Origin of the sequence: Mycobacterium sp. (assembly GCF_004298145.1) — a bacterium.
In the GTDB taxonomy this organism is placed as follows: Bacteria; Actinomycetota; Actinomycetes; order Mycobacteriales; family Mycobacteriaceae; genus Mycobacterium.
In genome coordinates this window covers 1-20,861 of record NZ_SCRH01000015.1, presented here as the reverse complement: position 1 = coordinate 20,861, position 20,861 = coordinate 1, and the positions used below count along the sequence as shown (strand labels likewise).

16 protein-coding genes and 2 pseudogenes are annotated in these 20,861 nt (G+C 67.7%); 8 read left to right on the top strand and 10 right to left on the bottom strand.

Going from position 1 to position 20,861, the window contains the following annotated elements:
• The first annotated feature begins 98 nt into the window (after nucleotides 1-98).
• The 8 genes and pseudogenes from mfd (at nucleotide 99) to EPN51_RS05675 (ending at nucleotide 9,737) form a co-directional block, all read left to right on the top strand.
• Entirely contained in the window at nucleotides 99-3,797 is a 3,699-nt protein-coding gene (mfd, locus tag EPN51_RS05710; protein ID WP_293038474.1) for a transcription-repair coupling factor, read from the top strand.
• Nucleotides 3,797-4,755: pseudogene (locus EPN51_RS05705) on the top strand (nucleoside triphosphate pyrophosphohydrolase). The gene mfd and the pseudogene EPN51_RS05705 overlap by 1 nt, the downstream one beginning before the upstream one ends.
• Before the next feature lie 350 nt (nucleotides 4,756-5,105).
• Entirely contained in the window at nucleotides 5,106-5,834 is a 729-nt protein-coding gene (locus tag EPN51_RS05700) for a lytic murein transglycosylase (protein ID WP_293038908.1), read from the top strand.
• Between the two features lie 46 nt (nucleotides 5,835-5,880).
• Entirely contained in the window at nucleotides 5,881-7,170 is a 1,290-nt protein-coding gene (gene eno, locus EPN51_RS05695) for a phosphopyruvate hydratase (RefSeq protein ID WP_293038471.1), read from the top strand.
• Between the two features lie 26 nt (nucleotides 7,171-7,196).
• Nucleotides 7,197-7,892, top strand: a complete 696-nt coding sequence (locus tag EPN51_RS05690) for a septum formation initiator family protein (RefSeq protein WP_293038468.1) — start codon at nucleotides 7,197-7,199, stop codon at nucleotides 7,890-7,892.
• Nucleotides 7,885-8,373, top strand: coding sequence for a DUF501 domain-containing protein (locus tag EPN51_RS05685; RefSeq protein WP_293038465.1), 489 nt, complete (start codon nucleotides 7,885-7,887; stop codon nucleotides 8,371-8,373). Before EPN51_RS05690 ends, EPN51_RS05685 begins: the two co-directional genes overlap by 8 nt.
• Complete coding sequence (locus EPN51_RS05680; protein WP_293038462.1) at nucleotides 8,367-9,317, top strand: Ppx/GppA phosphatase family protein; 951 nt, start codon at nucleotides 8,367-8,369, stop codon at nucleotides 9,315-9,317. The genes EPN51_RS05685 and EPN51_RS05680 overlap by 7 nt, the downstream gene beginning before the upstream one ends.
• A 111-nt stretch (nucleotides 9,318-9,428) precedes the next feature.
• A complete protein-coding gene (locus EPN51_RS05675; protein WP_293038459.1) occupies nucleotides 9,429-9,737 on the top strand; it encodes a hypothetical protein in 309 nt (102 codons plus the stop codon).
• Nucleotides 9,738-9,796: 59 nt separating this feature from the next.
• Here the strand turns inward: EPN51_RS05675 and EPN51_RS05670 are convergent, their stop codons facing one another.
• The 10 genes and pseudogenes from EPN51_RS05670 to EPN51_RS05630 all read right to left on the bottom strand — a co-directional run.
• Nucleotides 9,797-10,477: a response regulator gene (locus EPN51_RS05670; RefSeq protein ID WP_293038456.1), complete on the bottom strand. Its 681-nt coding sequence runs from the start codon at nucleotides 10,475-10,477 to the stop codon at nucleotides 9,797-9,799.
• The gene (locus EPN51_RS05665) at nucleotides 10,474-13,056 is read right to left on the bottom strand and encodes a sensor histidine kinase KdpD (protein ID WP_293038453.1); all 2,583 of its coding nucleotides are present in this window, start codon (nucleotides 13,054-13,056) and stop codon (nucleotides 10,474-10,476) included. Before EPN51_RS05665 ends, EPN51_RS05670 begins: the two co-directional genes overlap by 4 nt.
• Before the next feature lie 12 nt (nucleotides 13,057-13,068).
• On the bottom strand, nucleotides 13,069-13,992 hold the full coding sequence (locus tag EPN51_RS05660) for a potassium-transporting ATPase subunit C (RefSeq protein ID WP_293038450.1): 924 nt from the start codon (nucleotides 13,990-13,992) through the stop codon (nucleotides 13,069-13,071).
• A 1-nt stretch (nucleotide 13,993) separates the two neighbouring features.
• A complete protein-coding gene (gene kdpB, locus EPN51_RS05655; RefSeq protein ID WP_293038447.1) occupies nucleotides 13,994-16,144 on the bottom strand; it encodes a potassium-transporting ATPase subunit KdpB in 2,151 nt (716 codons plus the stop codon).
• Nucleotides 16,141-17,814 carry a potassium-transporting ATPase subunit KdpA gene (gene kdpA / locus EPN51_RS05650; RefSeq protein WP_293038444.1) on the bottom strand — a complete coding sequence of 558 codons (1,674 nt, stop codon included), beginning with the start codon at nucleotides 17,812-17,814 and terminating at the stop codon, nucleotides 16,141-16,143. Before kdpA ends, kdpB begins: the two co-directional genes overlap by 4 nt.
• Complete coding sequence (locus EPN51_RS28965) at nucleotides 17,815-17,904, bottom strand: potassium-transporting ATPase subunit F (RefSeq protein WP_366509392.1); 90 nt, start codon at nucleotides 17,902-17,904, stop codon at nucleotides 17,815-17,817.
• Nucleotides 17,901-17,984, bottom strand: coding sequence for a potassium ABC transporter ATPase (locus tag EPN51_RS05645; RefSeq protein WP_293038906.1), 84 nt, complete (start codon nucleotides 17,982-17,984; stop codon nucleotides 17,901-17,903). The genes EPN51_RS28965 and EPN51_RS05645 overlap by 4 nt, the downstream gene beginning before the upstream one ends.
• A 223-nt stretch (nucleotides 17,985-18,207) precedes the next feature.
• Nucleotides 18,208-19,731 carry a HAMP domain-containing sensor histidine kinase gene (locus EPN51_RS05640; RefSeq protein WP_293038441.1) on the bottom strand — a complete coding sequence of 508 codons (1,524 nt, stop codon included), beginning with the start codon at nucleotides 19,729-19,731 and terminating at the stop codon, nucleotides 18,208-18,210.
• The gene (locus tag EPN51_RS05635; RefSeq protein WP_293038438.1) at nucleotides 19,728-20,501 is read right to left on the bottom strand and encodes a response regulator transcription factor; all 774 of its coding nucleotides are present in this window, start codon (nucleotides 20,499-20,501) and stop codon (nucleotides 19,728-19,730) included. The genes EPN51_RS05640 and EPN51_RS05635 overlap by 4 nt, the downstream gene beginning before the upstream one ends.
• A gap of 243 nt (nucleotides 20,502-20,744) precedes the next feature.
• Nucleotides 20,745-20,861: pseudogene (locus tag EPN51_RS05630) on the bottom strand (type VII secretion protein EsxI); the annotation flags it as partial.

The following is a 20,861-nucleotide window of genomic DNA, read 5'->3' as shown; positions in this document are numbered from 1 at the left end:
GATCGGGCGGTGCTCTCCTTGACGATCCCTTGACGACGCCGACGCCGATATTGACGCGGTCCGGCGTGCCCGGCGGCCCCCCTAGAATGGAATTCATCATGACCGCACCGGGGGCTGCTCGCCCAGAAACCCCGATCGCGGGGCTCGTTGAATTGGCGCTCACCGCGCCGACCTTCCAGCAGCTGATCGACAGCGCGGCCGCGTCGCCGGCCGAATTGAACCTGGTGGGTCCAGCCAGCGCACGGTTGTTCGTGGCCAGCGCGCTGGCGCGGTTGGGTCCTTTGCTGGTAGTCACCGCGACCGGGCGCGAAGCCGACGACTTGACCACTGAACTGCGCGGCGTCTTCGGCGACGCCGTGGCGGTCTTCCCGTCCTGGGAGACGCTGCCGCACGAGCGGCTCTCGCCCGGCGTCGACACCGTCGGCGCCCGGCTGACGGTGCTGCGCCGGCTGGCCCATCCCGACGACGCGCGGCTGGGCCCGCCCCTTCAGGTGGTGGTGACCGCGGCTCGCTCGCTGCTGCAGCCGATGACGCCGCAGCTGGGCCTGGTCGAACCGGTCACGTTGAGCGTCGGCGCGGAAGTCGAATTCGAGGGCGTGATCGCCCGGCTGGTCGAGCTGGCCTACACCCGGGTCGACATGGTGGGCCGGCGCGGCGAGTTCGCCGTGCGCGGCGGGATTCTCGACGTTTTCCCGCCGACCGCCGAGCACCCGGTGCGCATCGAGTTCTGGGGCGACGAGGTCAGCGAAATGCGGATGTTCTCCGTCGCCGATCAGCGGTCGATCCCGGAGATCGAGGTCGACACCCTGATCGCGGTGGCCTGCCGCGAACTGCTGCTGACCGAGGAGGTGCGGGAGCGGGCCGCCGAGCTGTCGGTGCGGTTGACCGGCGGGCGGCCGCCGGACGAGCCCGCCATCACCGGCAGTGTCACCGACATGCTGACCAAGCTCGCCGAGGGCATCGCGGTCGACGGCATGGAGGCGCTGCACTCGGTGCTGCAGCCCGCAGAAAATGGGGCACACGTCCTGCTGACCGACCAATTGCCGCACGGCACGCCGATACTGCTGTGCGACCCGGAAAAGATCCGCACCCGCGCCGCCGATCTGATCAAGACCGGTAGCGAATTCCTCGAAGCCTCCTGGTCGGCGGCGGCCATGGGCACCTCGGAAAATCAAGCTCCGGTCGACGTCACGCAATTCGGCGGATCGGGATTCGCCGAGCTGGCCGATGTGCGGGCCGCGGCCGCCAAGGGCGGGCATCCCTGGTGGACGCTGAGCCAGTTGTCCGACGAGTCGGCGGTGGAGCTGGATATCCGGGCGGCGCCGTCGGCTCGCGGCCATCAGCACGACATCGACAGCATCTTCGCGATGCTGCGCGCGCACGTCACCACCGGCGGCTACGCCGCCATCGTCGCGCCCGGCGCCGGGACCGCGCATCGCGTGGTGGAGCGGCTGGCCGAATGCGACACCCCCGCCGCCATGCTGGAATCGGGTGCCGCGCCCAAGCTCGGGGTGGTCGGCGTCCTCAAGGGGCCGCTGCACGACGGCGTCATCATCCCCGGCGCCACGCTGGTGGTGATCACCGAGACCGATCTGACCGGCAGCCGGGTCGCCGCCGTCGATGGCAAGCGGTTGGCGGCCAAGCGGCGCAACACCGTTGATCCGTTGGCGCTGACCGCCGGTGATCTGGTGGTGCACGATCAGCACGGCATCGGACGATTCGTCGAGATGGTCGAGCGCACCGTCGGCGGCGCCCGCCGCGAGTACCTGGTGCTGGAGTACGCGTCCGCCAAGCGCGGCGGCGGGTCCGACAAGCTGTATGTCCCAATGGATTCGCTGGACCAGCTCTCGCGGTACGTCGGCGGGCAGGCGCCCGCGCTGAGCAAGCTCGGCGGCAGCGACTGGACCAACACGAAGACCAAGGCGCGTCGCGCGGTGCGCGAGATCGCCGGTGAGCTGGTGGCGCTGTACGCCAAGCGGCAGGCCAGCCCCGGGCACGCGTTCGGGCCGGACACCCCCTGGCAGGCCGAGATGGAAGACGCGTTCGGCTACACCGAGACGGTCGATCAGCTCACCGCGATCACCGAGGTCAAGGGGGACATGGAAAAGTCGATCCCGATGGACCGGGTGATCTGCGGCGACGTCGGCTACGGCAAGACCGAGATCGCGGTGCGGGCGGCCTTCAAGGCGGTCCAGGACGGCAAGCAGGTCGCCGTGCTGGTGCCCACCACGCTGCTGGCCGACCAGCACCTGCAGACCTTCGCCGACCGGATGACCGGGTTCCCGGTGACCGTCAAGGGCCTGTCCAGGTTCACCGATTCCGCGGAGTCCCGGGTCGTGATCGAGGGCCTGGCCGACGGCTCGGTGGACGTCGTGATCGGCACGCACCGGTTGTTGCAGACCGCGGTGCGCTGGAAGGACCTGGGCCTGGTCGTGGTCGACGAGGAGCAGCGGTTCGGCGTCGAGCACAAGGAGCACATCAAGTCGCTGCGCACCCACGTCGACGTGCTGACCATGAGTGCCACCCCGATCCCGCGCACCCTGGAGATGAGCCTGGCCGGGATCCGCGAGATGTCGACCATCCTGACCCCGCCCGAAGAGCGCTATCCGGTGCTGACCTATGTCGGTCCGCAGGACGACAAGCAGGTCGCGGCCGCTTTGCGGCGTGAGTTGCTGCGCGACGGGCAGGCGTTTTACGTGCATAACCGGGTCAGCTCGATCGACCGAACGGCGGCCCGGATCCGGGATCTGGTGCCCGAGGCGCGGGTGGTCGTCGCGCACGGGCAGATGCCCGAAGAACGGCTGGAACGCACGGTGCAGGGGTTCTGGAACCGCGAATACGACATCCTGGTGTGCACCACGATCGTGGAGACCGGGCTGGACATCTCCAACGCCAACACCCTGATCGTCGAGCGCGCCGACACCTTCGGCCTCTCCCAGCTGCACCAGCTGCGCGGCCGGGTCGGCCGCAGCCGGGAGCGGGGCTACGCCTATTTCCTGTATCCGCCGCATACGCCGCTGACCGAGACGGCCTACGACCGGCTGGCCACCATCGCGCAGAACAACGAGCTGGGCGCGGGCATGGCGGTCGCGATGAAGGACCTCGAAATCCGCGGCGCCGGCAACGTGCTGGGTATCGAGCAGTCCGGGCACGTCGCCGGCGTCGGCTTCGACCTGTACGTGCGCCTGGTGGGCGAGGCGGTGGAGGCGTACCGGGCGGCCGCCGACGGCCAGACCGTCACGACCGCCGAGGAACCCAAGGACGTCCGGATCGACCTGCCGGTCGATGCGCACCTGCCGCCGGACTACATCGCCAGCGACCGGCTGCGGCTGGAGGGGTATCGGCGGCTGGCCGCCGCGGCCTCCGACGGCGAGATCGACGCGGTCGTGGAGGAACTCGTCGACCGCTACGGGGCGCTGCCCGAACCGGCCCTGCGGCTGGTGGCGGTGGCGCGGCTGCGGCTGCTGTGCCGCGCCGCCGGCATCACCGAGGTCTCGGCGCCCTCGGGCGCTACGGTGCGGCTGTCACCGATCCAGCTGTTGGATTCCGCCCAGATCCGGCTCAAGCGGATGTATCCGGCGGCGAACTACCGCGCCACGACGTCCACCGTGCAGGTTCCCATCCCGCGCGCCGGTGGCGGCCAGAGTTTTGCGGGTGCGGCCCGCATACGCGATGTCGAGTTGGTGCAGATGGTGGCCAACCTGGTGACCGCACTGCAGGGCAAACCGCAGACGGACATTGGTATAACGAGTGAGCTACCTGCGTCGATGGCAAGTGAGGAGAGACAAGCGCGCTGATGATCGTCGTCTTGTTCGACCCCCGCCACCCGTCGCTGGTGCCCGTCGAGGCTATCGAGCACCTCACCGGCGAGGTGCAGTACACCGAAGAGATGCCCGTCGCGGTGCCCTGGTCGCTATCGGCGGCGCGTCCGGTGCACTCCGGTGAGGACGCGCCGGTGCTGCTGTCGTCCGACCCCGACCACCCGGCCGTGACCGCCCGGTTGGCGGCCGGTGCCCGGCTGATCTCGGCGCCCGAGGCGCCGCGCGGTGAACGGCTGGTCGACGCCGTGGCCATGATGGACAAATTGCGCACCGCCGGGCCGTGGGAGAGTGAGCAAACCCACGACTCGCTGCGCAGGTTCTTGCTGGAGGAGACCTACGAGCTGCTGGACGCGGTCGGCAGCGGCAACGCCGACCAGCTGCGCGATGAACTCGGCGACGTGCTGCTGCAGGTCCTCTTCCACGCCCGCATCGCCGAGGACGCGCCGCAATCCTCCTTCACCATCGACGACGTCGCCGCCGCCCTGATGCGGAAACTCGGCAACCGGGTACCGGGAGTTCTTGCCGGGCAATCTATTTCGCTCGAACAGCAGTTGGCTCAGTGGGAACAGCGCAAGGCGGCCGAGAAGCCGCGGAAATCGGTGATGGACGACGTGCACACGGGGCAGCCCGCATTGGCGCTCGCCCAGAAGGTGATCCAGCGGGCCGACAAAGCCGGTCTGCCCGCCGACCTGATCCCCGACGGGGTCACCTCGATCTCCGTGTCGGCCGATGTCGATGCCGAAAGCGCGCTGCGCACAGCGGTTCTGGAGTTCGTCGAAGCGGTCCGCGGCGCGGAGCGGGCGATCGCCACGGCGCGTCGTGGGGCCGGCGTCCCCGCGGAGTTCGACGTGGCCCCGCTCGGTGAAGTCTCCGAACGGGAATGGCGCGAGCACTGGCCGACGGGTGAATCGGAGGCCGACTCGGCCGCCGATGAGGTCGCCGTCGACGCCGCGGCCGACGAGGCCTGAGCGCGCGACGGCGCCTGTGAACGGCGGCGATGCCGCGGATTGTCTCCCGTCGGCATCGGCGAGAGCGATCGCCGCGATGTTTGCCGGATTTGTCGTCGGCCGCTCGGTAATATCGCCGATGAGGTTGCGAACCCCCGTGGTCGGCGTTGGTCTGACTGCGCTAGCCAAGGCGGCCAGCAGCTAATCGGCGATTAGCTGAAACCGGCAAAACGTCGGTGCGCCCAGGCCCGACGCGACCGAGCGGTCCCCCATTGCATGGGACGATGGTGTGGCGGAAGTTGGTGCAGGCGAGTTTAGGGGAGCTCAGGAGAGCATGGTGTCGCCGAGGCGTTGGATGCGCGCGGCCGCCGTGATCGGCGCGACCGCGATCGTTCTGGCCTCCAGCTGCACGTGGCAGCTCAGCCTGTTCATTCCCGACGGTGTGCCGCCCCCGGTGGGAGACCCGGTACCGTCGGTGGACACTCACGCCAGCGGCCGGCCCGCCGAACAGTTGCGCGACTGGGCGGCGCAACGGTCGGCCGGATTGGAGATCCCGGTGATCGCGCTCGAGGCCTACGCGTACGCGGCCCGGGTCGCCGAAGTCGAGAACCCGAAGTGCCACATCGCCTGGACCACGCTGGCGGGTATCGGACAGGTGGAGAGCCACCACGGCACCTACCGCGGCGCCACACTGGCCCCCAACGGAGATGTCAGCCCCCCGATTCGCGGTGTCCGGCTGGACGGCAGCGGCGGCACGCTGCGCATCGTCGACACCGACGAAGACCTCACCGACGGGGACGGCGTGACGCGCGCCATGGGGCCGATGCAGTTCATCCCGGAGACGTGGCGGCTCTACGGGGTCGATGCTCACAACGACGGCCGTGTCAGCCCGGACAACATCGACGATGCCGCGCTCGCCGCGGCGGGCTATCTGTGTTGGCGCGGAAAGGATCTCGCAACGCCGCGGGGCTGGATCACCGCGCTGCGGGCCTACAACAACTCCGGGGTCTACGCGCGGGCGGTCCGGGATTGGGCGACCGCTTACGCGAAAGGTCACCCGTTGTAGCAGGATGTATCGCTGACCCAGGCCTTACGCGAACAAGGAGAACCCAGTGCCGATTATCGAGCAGGTCGGGGCCCGCGAGATCCTCGATTCCCGCGGTAACCCGACAGTCGAGGTCGAGATAGCCCTGATCGACGGGACGTTTGCCCGCGCGGCGGTGCCGTCGGGCGCGTCGACGGGCGAGCACGAGGCCGTCGAGTTGCGCGACGGTGGCGAGCGTTACGGCGGCAAGGGTGTGCAGAAGGCGGTGCAGGCCGTGCTGGACGAGATCGGCCCGGCGGTGATCGGCCTCAACGCCGACGACCAGCGGCTGGTCGACCAGGCGCTGCTGGATCTGGACGGCACGCCCGACAAGTCGAGGCTGGGCGGCAACGCGATCCTGGGCGTGTCGCTGGCCGTGGCCAAGGCGGCCGCCGATTCCGCCGAGCTGCCGCTGTTCCGCTACCTCGGCGGCCCGAACGCACACATCCTGCCGGTGCCGATGATGAACATCCTCAACGGCGGCGCGCACGCCGACACCGCCGTCGACATCCAGGAGTTCATGGTGGCGCCGATCGGTGCGCCCAGCTTCGCCGAGGCGCTGCGCTGGGGCGCCGAGGTGTATCACGCGCTGAAGTCGGTGCTGAAGAAGGAGGGCTTGAGCACGGGGCTGGGCGACGAGGGCGGCTTCGCTCCCGACGTGGCGGGCACCACCGCGGCCCTGGATCTGATCAGCCGGGCCGTCGAATCGGCCGGTTTCAGGCTCGGCGCCGACGTGACGCTGGCCCTCGATGCGGCCGCCACCGAGTTCTTCACCGACGGGGCGGGCTACAAATTCGAGGGCGCCACCCGCACCGCGGAGCAGATGGCGGAGTTCTACGCCGGGCTGCTCGGCTCCTATCCGCTGGTGTCCATCGAAGACCCGCTGTCCGAAGACGATTGGGACGGCTGGGTCACCCTGACCGCGTCGATCGGCGACCGGGTGCAGATCGTTGGCGACGATATCTTCGTCACCAATCCCGAACGTCTGGAAGAGGGTATCGACAAGGGCGTGGCAAACGCGTTGCTGGTCAAGGTGAATCAGATCGGCACGCTGACCGAGACGCTGGACGCCGTCGCGCTCGCCCACCACAGCGGCTACCGCACGATGATGAGCCATCGCAGCGGCGAAACCGAGGACACCACGATCGCGGACCTGGCGGTGGCCGTCGGCTGCGGGCAGATCAAGACCGGTGCGCCCGCCCGCAGCGAGCGCGTCGCCAAATACAACCAGCTGCTGCGGATCGAGGAGGCGCTCGGCGACGCCGCCCGCTACGCCGGCGACCTGGCCTTCCCGCGGTACGCTGTGGACGCGAAATAGCTTGATTCTCAACGGCTAGATGTGCAATGCCTGACGCGAAGCGGCCCGATCCGAAGCGGCGTTCCCCGGCGTCGCGCCCGGGGAACGCCGCTGATCCGGTTCGGCGCCGCCGCTCGGCCAAGCCGTCGTCGAAGCCGTCTTCGCGGACGTCGCCCACGGCGAACCACGCCGGTCGCAACACCACGCAGCAAGAGCATGTCGTCGAACCCATCACCCGCCAAGCCGCCGAATCGGTTGAGCAGCGCTCCGATCAACGGCTGGGTTTCACCGCGCGGCGCGCGGCGGTGCTGGCCGCGGTGATCTGCGTGCTGACGCTGACCATCGCCGGACCGGTGCGCACGTATTTCGCGCAGCGCACCGAGATGAATCAGCTGGCCGCCAGCGAAGCCGCACTGCGCCGTCAGATCGCGGATTTGGAGCAGCGAAAGACCAAACTCGGTGACCCGGCCTACATTGCGGCGCAGGCCCGCGAGCGGCTCGGCTTCGTGAAGCCCGGAGACATCCCGTTTCAGGTTCAGCTTCCGCCGTCGGCGGCCGAGCCCACCCAGCCGGGATCCCCGTCGGCGAAACCGGTCAACAACGACCCGTGGTACACGTCGCTGTGGCACACCATCGCCGACGCCCCGCACCTGCCACCGGCCAACCCGCCTGCCCCCGAAACTCCGCCCCCGCCGGCCGAACCGGGTCCGCCCGCACCGAATCCCACGGGCCCCGGTGGTTGATCGCGCCGACCTGGAGGCGGTGGCGCGCCAGCTCGGGCGTGAGCCGCGCGGGGTGCTCGAAATCGCCTACCGGTGTCCCAACGGTGAACCCGGCGTAGTGAAGACCGCGCCGAAATTACCTGACGGTACCCCCTTTCCGACGTTGTACTACCTGACGCATCCGGTGCTGACGGCGGCCGCGAGCAGGCTCGAGACGACGGGATTGATGCGAGAGATGACCGAGCGGCTGGCGCGTGACGCGGACTTGGCGACCGCCTACCGGCGCGCGCACGAGTCGTATCTGGCCGAGCGCGACGCGATCGAATCGATGGGGACCACGTTCTCCGGCGGCGGAATGCCCGACCGGGTCAAGTGTCTGCACGTGCTGATCGCCCATTCGCTGGCCAAGGGGCCGGGCGTGAATCCGTTCGGCGACGAGGCGCTGGCGATCCTGGCCGCCGAACCCGCGATGGCCGGCGTTTTGGTAGAGGGTCGATGGTGAAGGGCAGGTTCGCGGGAATCGACTGTGGTACCAACTCGATTCGATTGCTGATCGCCGACTTCAAAGAGGGGGGCCGGCTGCGTGACGTGCATCGGGAGATGCGAATCGTGCGGCTGGGCCAGGGGGTCGACGCGACGGGTGAGTTCGCGGCGGAGGCGATAGCCCGAACCCGGGCGGCGCTGACGGACTACGCTGCGCTGCTGAAAGAGCACGGGGTCGCACGGGTGCGGATGGTGGCCACGTCGGCCGCCCGCGACGTCGCCAACCGTGACGACTTCTTTGCGATGACCGCCGACGTGCTGGGCGCGGTGCTCCCCGGTTCGGTGGCCGAGGTGATCAGCGGCGGCGAGGAGGCCGAGCTGTCGTTCCGCGGGGCGGTCGGTGAATTGGACAGTGCGGCGGGGCCTTTCGTCGTCGTCGACCTGGGGGGCGGGTCCACCGAGATCGTCGTCGGGGGTGCGGCTGCGGCGGCCAGCTACTCGGCCGACATCGGCTGTGTCCGGCTGACCGAGCGTTGCCTGCATTCGGATCCCCCGACGCCCGCGGAAGTGGCCGCGGCCCGGCAGCTGGTGCGCGAGCGGCTCGGGGTCGCGCTGGGCGTGGTGCCCGTCGAAGGGGCGCGGACCTGGGTGGGGCTGGCCGGAACGATGACCACGCTGTCCGCGCTGGCGCACAATTTGACGGCGTATGACCCTGCGGCCATTCATCTTTCGCGTGTCGCGGGCACGGATCTGTTGACGGTGTGCGAGCGGCTGATTCAGATGACGCGCGCCGAGCGCGCGGCGCTGCCGCCGATGCACGAGGGGCGGGCCGACGTGATCGGCGGGGGCGCGATCGTGGTGGAGGAGCTGGCGCGTGAGCTGCGTGCCCGGGCGGGTATCGACGAGTTGACGGTGAGTGAGCACGACATCTTGGACGGCATCGTGCTGTCGATCGCCGAGTAGCTCGGGATTAGTCACATCCGCCTCACCAGTCTCTAGAAAAGTGGACACCACTTTTGCCCGCCTTTCAGCGACAACTTCGGGCGTGTCGTACCCGTATGCGACGGTCCGGGGATGACCTATCCGCTCAAAGGCATCGAGCTGCGCTACGTGCTCACGATGCAGCTGGCCGTTCATGGGCCGGCGACGATCGCCGAATTGCTGGATGCGTTGAAATGGCACGGCTTCTGGGTGCGCGGCAGACCATCGAAGGTGGTGTCGGACGCGCTGCGGTGGGAGGTCGAACGCGGCAGGGTGTGGCGGCGTGGGCGTGGCCGGTATGGTCCCGGATACATGCCGCGTGGCACCGAACATCGGATCCATCGGCGCGTGCTGGCGTTGCGGGAGGCGGCAGCAAAGAGTCGCTATGAGGTGGGCAATTAACGTGCCGCCGTCCGGAGAGACGCGTGTGGCGGATGGGACTATGCGGGTGGCGGCGGGCGTCATACCTCGAATCGATAGCCCATGCCCGACTCGGTCAGCAGGTGCTTGGGATGCGACGGGTCATCTTCGAGCTTGCGGCGTAGCTGCGCGAGATACACACGCAGATAATGTGTTTCGGTGGCATAGGCCGGACCCCACACCTCCTTGAGGAGCTCCTCACGGCTAACCAGCTTGCCGCGATTGCGGACAAGGACTTCGAGCATCCCCCACTCGGTCGGGGTGAGGTGTACTTCGCTGCCGTTCTTGGTGACTTTCTTCGCGGCCAGATCGACCGTGAACGACTCGGTTTCGATCACCGGCTGCTCTAGTTCGGAGGCCGCGGTGTTGCGGCGGACCGCCGCGCGCAGCCGTGCCAAGAACTCGTCCATCCCAAAGGGTTTGGTGACATAGTCGTCGGCGCCGGCGTCGAGGGCTTCGACCTTGTCCGACGAATCCGTGCGTGCGGACAGCACGATCACCGGCGCGGTGAGCCAACCGCGCAGACCGGCCAGCACGTCGATGCCGGAGATGTCGGGCAGACCGAGGTCGAGGATCACCACGTCGGGCTTGTGCTCGGCGGCGGCGCGCAGCGCACCGGCGCCGCTCGCCGCGGTGATCACCTCATAACCCCGCACGGACAGGTTGATGCGCAGCGCCCGCAGGATCTGTGGTTCGTCGTCGATCACCAACACGCGGGTCATGATGTACCTATCGGTTGCGGCGCGGCGATATCCACGATCACGGTCAGTCCGCCTCCTGGAGTGTCGGTGGCCGAAATTGTTCCGCCCATCGCTTCGACGAAGCCCCGCGCCACCGACATCCCCAGACCGACGCCGGTGGTGTTGTCGTGATCGCCGAGCCGTTGAAACGCCTCGAAGATCTGGCCCTCGGCCCCATGCGATATTCCGGGCCCCTCGTCGATGACGTTGATCAGCACCCGATCGCCCACCCGCCCGGCGTTGACCCGGACCAGACAGTGGGGTGCGTACCGCAGCGCGTTGTCGATCAGGTTGGCCAGCACGCGTTCCAGCAGCCCGGCGTCCGCTATCACCATGGCGTCGCCCACATCCACCTTGACCCGGTCGATGGCGGACCGGAAAAAGCCGGTGGCGCCCTTGCCGATGCTGACCAGCGCGCGCTGCACGGTTTCCTCCAGGTACACCCGGCTCATGTCCGGGTGGATGACCCCGGCGGCCAGCCGTGACGAATCGAGTAGATTGCCGACCAGCGCGGTGAGTTGGTCGATCGACTCCTCGATGGTCGCCAGCAATTCCGCGGTGTCGGCGGCGGAGAAGGCGACATCTTCGGCGCGCAGGCTGGACACCGCGACCTTGGCCGCCGCCAGCGGCGTGCGCAGGTCATGGCTGATCGCGGACAACAGCGAGCGCCGCAGCTGGTCGGCCCGCACGACGGCCTCGGTCCGGCTGGCTTCCTCGGCGAGCTCCCGCTGCCTGATCAAACCGGCGGCCTGCCTGGCCACCGCGCTGAGCACCCGCCGGTCCCGCGCGGAAAGCTTTCGGCCCGACAGCAGCATCTGAAACTCGCTGGAATCTGGGCCGGCGACCTCGATCGCCGTGTCCGCCGAGTCGACGGTGACGGAGGGATCCCTGCCCACGCAGGCGACGACGTGGCCCTGCGTCCCGCCGGCGCGCGCGTCCTCGCCGGGCTCCCGCAGCATGCTCACCGCGCGTTGGGCATAGGTTTCTCGCACCCGTTCGAGCAGCGTTTCGAGGTCGGCGCCGCGCAGCACCGAGCCCGCGAACAGGGTGAGCAGCTCGGCCTCCTGCGACGCGCGGCGGGCTTCCCAGGTGCGTTTGGCGGCGAAATCGACCAAAACCGCGACCGCGACCGCGATCAGCAGCAGCACCAATTCGGTGATGGCGCTGTCGGGGTCGGCGATGGTGAAGCTGTGTCGCGGGGCGATCAGGAAGTAGTTCAGCAGCAGCCCGGACAGCACTGCCGAAAGTGCCGCGGGCGCAACACCTCCGAACAATCCGACCAGAAGCACCCCCACGAAGAACAAGGCGCTCTCGCCGCCGGTGTTCAGGTGCGAGTCCAGCGTCGTGACGGTGATCGCGCAGATGATCGACGGCACGATGACGGCTGCCAACCATGACGTCACCCGCCGCTCGCGGGGTGCGAGTGAGGCCGTGCGGAAGCCACGTTTGGCCTCCTCGTGCGTGACCAGGTGCACGTCGATCTTTCCGGACAGCTCGACGATCCTCGGTCCGATTCCCTCCTCGAACAGGCGCGCCCAGCGGGACCGCCGCGAGGTGCCGATCACCAGCTGTGTGGCGTTCATCTCGCGGGCGAACTCGAGTAGGGCCGTGGGCACCTCGTCGCCGACCACGGTGTGCAGCGAAGCGTCCAGGCTGGTCGCCAGCTCCCGGATCTTGGCCATCCGGGACTCCGACAGGCCGGCCAGGCCGTCACCGCGGATGACGTGCACCACCATGAGCTCGGCGGTGGACTTCGACGCGATCCGGGACGCCCGTCGCACCAATGTCTCGGATTCGGGCCCACCGGTGACCGCCACGACGACCCGCTCGCGGGCCTCCCACAGGTCGGTGATCTTGTTCTCGGCCCGGTATTTGGCCAGCGCCGTGTCGACCTGGTCGGCAAGCCACAGCAGCGCCAGTTCCCTTAGCGCGGTGAGATTTCCGCGGCGGAAGTAGTTGGACAGCGCCGCATCGATGCGATCGGGAGCGTAAACGTTTCCATGGGATAGCCTGCGCTGCAGCGCCTCTGGCGTGATATCGATGAGCTCGACCTGTGCGGCCTGGCGCACAATCAGGTCCGGGACCGTCTCTTTCTGCTCGATACCGGTGATCTGGGCGACGACGTCGTTGAGGCTTTCCAGGTGCTGCACGTTCACCGTGGAGATCACGGTGATCCCGGCGTCGAGCAATTCCTCGACATCCTGCCACCGCTTGGGGTTTTTGCTGCCCGGCGTGTTGGTGTGCGCGAGTTCGTCGACGAGGACGACCTGCGGGTGGCGCGCCAGCACGGCCGGCACGTCGAGTTCGGGGAAGCTGCCGCCACGATATTCGATAGAGCGCGGTGGAATGACCTCGATGCCGTCAAGCAGCTCAGCGGTTTTCGCACGCCCGTGACTTTCCACCACGCCCGCCACCAGATCGGTGCCACGTTCCAGCCGCCGATGTGCCTCACCCAGCATCGAATACGTCTTGCCCACGCCCGGAGCCGCACCGAGGTAGATGCGTAGCTCCCCCCGCTTGGGAGGGTTGCGGTGGCCGACGTCGCTCACGTCAACCATCATCCCCCCTTGGAGCTAACTCGTGACCGGATACCGGTGGTCGAGTTGCAGGTTTAGGTGCAGCACATCGACGCACGGTTCACCGAAGAATCCCAGCGCGCGCCCGCTCCGGTTCTGCGCCACCAGCTCACGGATCCGATCCGGGCTGACCCGGCGCGCCTTGGCGACCCGCGCCACTTGGATGTCGGCGTAGGCCGGCGAGATGTTCGGGTCGAGGCCGCTGCCGCCGGCGGTGACCGCGTCGGCCGGCACGGCGGGCTTGGCCGGTGCGGCCCCGCGGATGGGTACGGTCCGGCCGATCGAGTAGTCGTCACCGTACTTGGCGCATTCGACCCGCACACCCTCGTACAGGGTGAGGAAGGGCGCCGGCGCCGATCCGCAGGGCTCGTTGACGCTGACCACCCGAGTCGGGTGGACGACGTTTCCGCGCGGGTCGCGCGGACCGATCACCGACAACACCGCGCCCACACCGCCGCCGGTGCAGAACGGCCGCGACCCGTCGATTCCCTCCAATTTGCCGACGGCGGCGCTACGCGAGCACACCGTGGTCAGCAGGCTCGCCTTGAAGCCCGCGTCCGACGCGGACTTGCCGGCCGCCCGTTGCGACGGGTCGGCGGGCGTGTCGATGATGCTTTCCGGCCCGAGGTTGCTGCCGCCCGACGAGGTCGGGTCGTAGCCGGCGCCGGCCGCCGAGGGTCGGCTCTGAAAGTACCGCGGCAGCGGGTTGCCGTCCTTGTCGGTGAACGGCTGGCCGATCAGCCTGCTGCCCACCGGCTTACCGCCCGCGGTGAGGATCGACCCCTCGGCGTGGTCCCGCAATCCGGGAAGCTGCGCGACCACCCAGACGAACAGGGGATAGGCCAGACCGGTGATCACGGTCAGCACCAGCAGCGCACGCAACGCCGCCCAGTGCAAACGGACGAAATTCGAGAACATCATGTCAGGACATCCCTGGGATGAATTGGACGATCAGGTCAATCGCCTTGATTCCGATGAACGGGGTGACGATCCCGCCCAGGCCGTAGACATACAGGTTGCGGCTCAACAGTTTTGACGCGCTGCTCGGTGTGTACCGCACACCGCGCAGCGAGAGCGGGATCAGCAGGACGATGATGATCGCGTTGAAAATGACCGCGGACAGGATCGCCGACTGCGGGCTGTGCAGCCGCATCACGTTGATCAGATCCAACCCGGGGAACAGTGCGACGAACATCGCCGGGATGATCGCGAAATACTTCGCGATGTCGTTGGCGATCGAGAAGGTGGTCAACGCCCCGCGGGTGATCAGCAGCTGCTTGCCGATCTCGACGATCTCGATGAGCTTGGTGGGATCGGAGTCGAGATCGACCATGTTGCCGGCCTCTTTGGCGGCCGAGGTGCCGGTGTTCATCGCCACGCCCACGTCGGCTTGCGCCAACGCCGGCGCGTCGTTGGTGCCGTCACCGGTCATCGCGACCAGTTTGCCGCCCGCTTGCTCACGCTTGATCAACGCGAGCTTGTCCTCGGGTGTGGCCTCGGCCAAGAAGTCGTCGACTCCGGCCTCGTCGGCAATCGCCTTGGCGGTCAACGGGTTATCGCCGGTGATCATCACCGTCCGGATACCCATCCGCCGCATCTCGTCGAACCGTTCGCGCATGCCGTGCTTGACGACGTCTTTGAGGTGGATGACGCCGAGGATGGTGGCCTGGCCGTCGACACTCTCCCCGACGACCAGCGGCGTGCCACCGCCGGCGGAGACGCCGTCGACGATCTGGCCGAGCTGCGGCGCGACGTTACCCCCTTGGCTGCGTACCCATTCCGCAACCGAGCTCGCCGCGCCCTTGCGCAGCAGGTGCCCATCGAGGTCGACACCCGACATCCGGGTGGTGGCGGAGAAGGTCACCCATTGGGCGTGCGACAGCTCACCCGGTGTGCGGGCACGCAGTCCGAAGTGCTGCTTGGCGAACACGACAACCGAGCGGCCTTCCGGCGTTTCGTCGGCGAGGCTGGACAACTGCGCGGCGTCGGCCAGTCGTTCGGCGGCGACGCCGTCGAGCGGGATGAAGGCGGCTGCCTGCCGATTGCCCAGCGTGATGGTGCCCGTCTTGTCCAGGAGCAGGGTGTTGACGTCACCGGCGGCTTCCACCGCCCGCCCGGACATGGCGAGCACATTGCGCTGCACCAGCCGGTCCATGCCGGCGATGCCGATGGCCGACAGCAGCGCGCCGATCGTGGTCGGGATCAGGCACACCAGCAACGACACCATCACGATGCCGGTGACACCGCTTGCACCCAGCGCCTGGGTATTCGGGACGCCGGGATTGTTGGCCTTGGAGTAGATCGCCAACGGCTGCAGGGTCGCCACGGCGAAGACGAAGATGATCGTCAACGCGGCCAGCAGGATGTTGAGCGCGATCTCGTTGGGGGTCTTCTGCCGATTGGCGCCCTCGACGAGCGCGATCATCCGATCGATGAAGCTCTCGCCGGGCTTCTGGGTGATCTTCACGACGATCCGGTCGCTGAGCACCGTGGTCCCGCCGGTGACCGCGGAACGGTCACCGCCGGACTCGCGGATCACCGGGGCCGACTCGCCCGTGATGGCCGATTCGTCGACGGAGGCGATGCCTTCCACCACGTCTCCGTCGCCGGGGATCACCTGGCCCGCCTCGACCACGACGAGGTCGCCCCGCTGCAATTGTGTTGCGGCGACTGCCTCCTCGATCGCGACGGCCCCGGGTGCCCGGTCCTTGAGCCGCCGGGCCACGGTTTGAGTCTTGGCCCGGCGCAGCGTTTCGGCCTGGGCTTTGCCCCGGCCCTCGGCGACGGCTTCGGCGAGATTGGCGAACAGCACGGTCAGCCACAACCAGATCACGGCCAACCAGGCGAACCATGTCGGGTCGATGATCGCCAGCGCGGTGCTCCAGGCGGCGCCGATTTCGACGATGAACATCACCGGGTTGCGCCACAGGGTGCGCGGGTCGAGTTTGCGCAGCGCATCCGGCGCCGACTTGCACAGCATCTTCGGGTCGAGCAGGCCGGCCTGCACCCGTTGTCTGCCGGTGGGCGCCGCAGGCTGCGGCTGCTCGGCCGGCTCGACCGCGGTCGCGGTCATCGGTGGATTCCTTCGGCGAGGGGCCCGAGCGCGAGCATGGGCAAGAACGTGAGGGCAACGACGATCAACGTGACACCGGCGATCATGCCCACGAACTGCGGCCGGTGGGTGGGCAGGGTGCCCGCCGAGTCCGGTGTGCTGCCCTGGCGGGCAAGCGATCCGGCCAACGCGAGCACCAGCACGACGGGCAGGAACCGGCCGAAGGCCATGGCCAGACCGAGAGCGGTGTTGTACCAGTCGGTGTCGGCGCTCAGCCCGGCGAAGGCCGACCCGTTGTTGTTGGCCGCCGAGGTGAACGCGTAGAGGATCTCCGAAAGGCCGTGCGGCCCGCTGTTGAGCATGCCGGCGCGTTCGCCGGGCAGCGCCATCGCGATCGCGGTGCCGGTCAGCACGATCAACGGGGTAACCAGGAAATAGCTTGCGGCAAGCTTGATCTCGCGCGGGTTGATCTTCTTGCCGAGGTATTCGGGGGTGCGTCCGACCATCAGCCCGGCAACGAACACGGTGATCACCGCCAGCACAAGAATGCCGTACAGTCCGGAGCCGGTGCCGCCGGGCGCGACCTCACCCAGCTGCATGTTGAACATGGTGATCATGCCGCCGAGGCTGGTGAGGGAGTCGTGGGTGGAGTCGACGGCGCCGGTGGAGGTGAGCGTCGTCGCGGCGGCGAACACCCCCGAGTCGGTGACGCCGAAGCGCTGCTCGACTCCCTCCATCGCCGCGCCGATCGAGGTCGGCACGGTGCCGTGGTGTTGCGTCTGGAACCACAGCATGACGGTGGTGCTGATCGTGTACAGCGTCGCCATCACCGCCGCAATCGCATAGCCCTGCTTGGTGTTACCCACCATGCGACCGAACGTGCGCGGCAGTGAGAACCCGATCACCAGGATGAGGAAGATCTCCAGCCAGTTGGTCCAGCCGGTCGGATTCTCAAACGGGTGCGCGGAATTCGCGTTGTAGAAGCCGCCGCCGTTGGTGCCGAGCTCTTTGATGACCTCCTGGCTGGCCACCGGCCCGCCGGTGATGGTCTGCGGGGTCCCGTTGACCGTGGTGACCAACTGGTCGTGCAGGTGGAAGTTCTGGATCGCCCCGCCGGCGATCAGCAGGATCGCGCTGACGAGGGCAACGGGCAACAGGATGCGCAGCGTTCCGCGCACCAGGTCGACCCAGAAGTTGCCCAGCTCGCCGGTGCGGGTGCGGGCGAACCCGCGCACCAGCGCGACGGCCACCGCCATCCCGACGGCGGCGGAAACGAAGTTCTGCACCGCCAGACCGGCCATCTGCACGAGATGGCCCTGCGTCGATTCGCCGGAGTAGGCCTGCCAGTTCGTGTTGGTGACAAAGCTGACCGCGGTGTTCCATGCCAGGGAGGGAGTCAGCCTCGTGGCCGGGTCATGCAGGTGCAGCGGCAACGTGCGCTGGACGAGCTGGAACGCGAACAGGAACAGAACGCTGATCGACGAGAACGCCAGCACGCTTCGGGCATAGGCCCCCCATGTCTGTTCCGAGCGCGCATCAACGCCGATCAGCCGGTAGATCACTCGCTCGGTCGACGAATCCTTTTCCGAGGCGTACACCCGAAACATGTAGTCCCCGAAGGGCACGTGCACGACCGCCACCGCCGCCACGAGAACAACGAGGAAAATAACCCCGGCCGTCGTGCTGCTCACTCAGAACCTCTCCGGGAACAGCAGCGCACCTCCGAGATAGAGCGCAATGACGACGGAAAGCACCAAGCCGACGGTATTTTGGTAGTTCACAGCCGTTCGACCAGCTTCTGAGCCAAGCCGAGCGCGGCGAATACCGCCACGGTCAGCACCACGTACACCGCCACGCCCATCTCGTCTCCGTTCCGCGCCGATCACGTGCATACGACAGTGATCTCAATCGAGTCAGCCGCCGCGCGTGGTGATCGCAAGCGCGGCGAAGCCGGGCGCAGCGGGTCACCACGGTCCAGCGACAGACTCGGAGGAAAAGTCAGCTTGAAATTATCTGGGCACCGTCCGGCAGCGCGTGTGGGTTGACGGTTTCCTAACGCGGGTGCCGTGCACCTTTACGGTTTATTAACGCCCTGTGGCCGCCGCGATCAGGGGGAGCCGCACCCGGAAAACCGTGATGTTCTCCGTGGATTCGACGGTGACCGAGCCCTGGTGGGCCTTGACGATCGAATTGACGATGGACAGGCCCAGTCCGTGACCCGACCCGTCGGATCTCGACGTGTCCGCCCGGACAAACCGCTCGAACAGCCTGGGCAGCAGTTCTTCGTCGATACCCGGTCCGTCGTCGGTGACGGTCAATTCCACGAAGGGGGGCTCGGGACCGTCACGGTGGCAGGTGATTCCGGTCGTCACCGTGACCCCGGGCGGGGTGTGCACGCGGGCGTTGCCGAGCAGGTTGCTGACCAACTGATGCAGGCGGTCGTGGTCCCCCCGCACCCAGACCGGCTCGTCGGGCAGGTCTTTGGCCCAGTGGTGGGTCAGCGCGGCCACCGTTGCGTCGTTCACCGCATTGTTGGCCAGCTCGGCCAGGTCGACGTCGTCGGACTGCAGGTCTTGGCCTTCACCCAGCCGGGACAGCAGCAGCAACTCGTCGACGAGCAATGCCATCCGCCGAGCTTCGGATTCGATCCGGGCCAGCGCGTACTCGGTGGTCGGCGGCAGCGCCGAACTGTCCTGACGGGTGAGTTCGGCGTAGCCCTGAATGGCCGCCAGCGGTGTCCGCAGTTCGTGGCTGGCGTCACTGATGAATTGGCGCATCCGCAGGTCGGATTCGACACGATGCGCCAGCGCGCTATCCACGTTGTCCAGCAACCGGTTCAACGTGTGACCGACGATCCCGACTTCATTGCGCGGGTCGGTGTCCGGCGGTTGAACCCGGATGCTGATCCGGTGCTCGTCGTCGGCGAGCGGCATGCCGGCGACGTTGGCCGCGACCGCCGCAAGCCGGCGCAGCGGGCGAAGCGTGTACCCGACGACCCATCCGGTGAGGGCGGCGGTCAGCGCCAAAGCCGCCGCGGTCAGCGCGATGGTGGTGATCTGTTTGCGCGCCATGATTCGGTCGGCGATGTTCTGCGGCGTCCCGACCACAAGCACGTCGGATCCATCTACCGTGCTGGCGACGCGGTAAGACCCTAGCCCGCCCAGCATTTCGGTCCGTGGCGGCCCGCCGGGCCACGATTGCGCTTCGAGCAGGCGGACGACGTCGTCCGGCGCGGGTTTCGTTTCGACTTCGGAGAAGACCGCCGACCCGATCACAACGTGGTTGCGCAGCACGGCGATGAGGTTTTCGGGTCTTTGTCCGGTGAATTCGAGCATCGCCTGTCCGATCGGCGGGGTACCCGGATGCACCGAAGTGTGTTCGCCGTTGCGATATTTGGTGTACTGGTGGCTCAACGCGTCCAGGGATTCGGCGATGTCGGCGTCGCTCATGGCGTTGACATAGCCACGCAGGCTGAGCACGGAAACGATGCCGACCGTCACCAGCACCACACTGACCACGGCCAGTACGCCCCAGAGCAGTTGGCGGCGCAGCGACGAGGGAAACCACCGGGGAAAGCCCCCGGATGCCCTGGCCCGGTCGCGGGTCATTCCGCCGGCCGCAGCATGTACCCCACACCGCGAACCGTTTGAATCATCGGCTCCCGGCCGGAGTCGATCTTCTTCCTCAAGTAGGAGATGTAGAGATCCACGATGCTGGTGCGCCCGGCGAAGTCGTAGTTCCACACCCGGTCGAGGATCTCGGTGCGGCTCAGCGCGCGTCGCGGATTGCGCATGAGGAAGCGCAGCAACTCGAACTCGGTGGAGGAAAGCGACACCGGGGTGTCGCCGCGGGTGACTTCACGGCTGGCGGTATCGACCCTGAGGTCGCCGACTACGAGGGTTTCGGCGGCCCGTGTGGGCGACTGGCCGGAGCGGCGTAACAACCCGCGCAGCCGGGCGACCAATTCCTCCAGGCTGAAGGGTTTGGTCATGTAGTCGTCGGCTCCCGCGGTCAGGCCGGTCACCCGGTCCATCACCGAGTCGCGCGCGGTAAGGAAAAGCGTCGGGGTGTAGGCGTCGGATTGGCGCACCCGTTCCAGGATCCGCAGCCCGTCCACGTCGGGAAGCATGATGTCGAGGACGAGGACGTCGGGGCTGATCTTCTCGAACTTGGCCATGGCCTCGCGCCCGTTGTGGGCGATGTCGACAACCCAGCCCTCATAGTGCAGCGCCATCTTCACCAAATTGGTCAGCGCCGGCTCGTCGTCGACCAGCAAAACCCTGATCGGTGACCCATCGGCACGGTTGATTCTGGGCAGCTGCCCCAGGATGGCTTGGCGGGGGCGCTGCGAGCCTGAGTATCCGGCCGTGGCGGTCATGTCCCTCTATTCTGACCGGCTGCACACCCGATTGTCACGGAGTTCATAGAATTCTCAAATGTAGGCGTGTCGGCCGGCACTTTCGAAAGGTGCTGGGATGCAGAGTCGTTCATTTGACGGCGCCGAAATCATCACGGTGCCTGGGTTATCGAAATCGACGGTACCTGAGCGGATTTCAGCGACTGCGCAGTAAAACGGGGCCGCACACCAGTCGGTGTGCGGCCCCGGCGTCGAGACGTGGCGTCAGGCCCAGCTGGACCCGACGGCGCTGTCGGTGCTGGCCATGTTGTTGCCCGCGGACTGGACCTTCTGTCCGTGGGAGTTGGCCTGCTCGTAGATCACCTGGAAGTTGCGACCCAA

Coding starts and splice junctions, on each gene's coding strand:
- EPN51_RS05640 (WP_293038441.1), bottom strand. CDS start 19,731: ATGACCCGCGACCGGGCCAGGGCATCCGGGGGCTTTCCCCGGTGGTTT.
- EPN51_RS05690 (WP_293038468.1), top strand. CDS start 7,197: ATGCCTGACGCGAAGCGGCCCGATCCGAAGCGGCGTTCCCCGGCGTCG.
- EPN51_RS05645 (WP_293038906.1), bottom strand. CDS start 17,984: ATGGGCGTGGCGGTGTACGTGGTGCTGACCGTGGCGGTATTCGCCGCG.
- EPN51_RS05665 (WP_293038453.1), bottom strand. CDS start 13,056: ATGATGGTTGACGTGAGCGACGTCGGCCACCGCAACCCTCCCAAGCGG.
- EPN51_RS05670 (WP_293038456.1), bottom strand. CDS start 10,477: ATGACCCGCGTGTTGGTGATCGACGACGAACCACAGATCCTGCGGGCG.
- mfd (WP_293038474.1), top strand. CDS start 99: ATGACCGCACCGGGGGCTGCTCGCCCAGAAACCCCGATCGCGGGGCTC.
- EPN51_RS05680 (WP_293038462.1), top strand. CDS start 8,367: ATGGTGAAGGGCAGGTTCGCGGGAATCGACTGTGGTACCAACTCGATT.
- EPN51_RS05675 (WP_293038459.1), top strand. CDS start 9,429: ATGACCTATCCGCTCAAAGGCATCGAGCTGCGCTACGTGCTCACGATG.
- EPN51_RS05660 (WP_293038450.1), bottom strand. CDS start 13,992: ATGATGTTCTCGAATTTCGTCCGTTTGCACTGGGCGGCGTTGCGTGCG.
- kdpB (WP_293038447.1), bottom strand. CDS start 16,144: ATGACCGCGACCGCGGTCGAGCCGGCCGAGCAGCCGCAGCCTGCGGCG.
- EPN51_RS05635 (WP_293038438.1), bottom strand. CDS start 20,501: ATGACCGCCACGGCCGGATACTCAGGCTCGCAGCGCCCCCGCCAAGCC.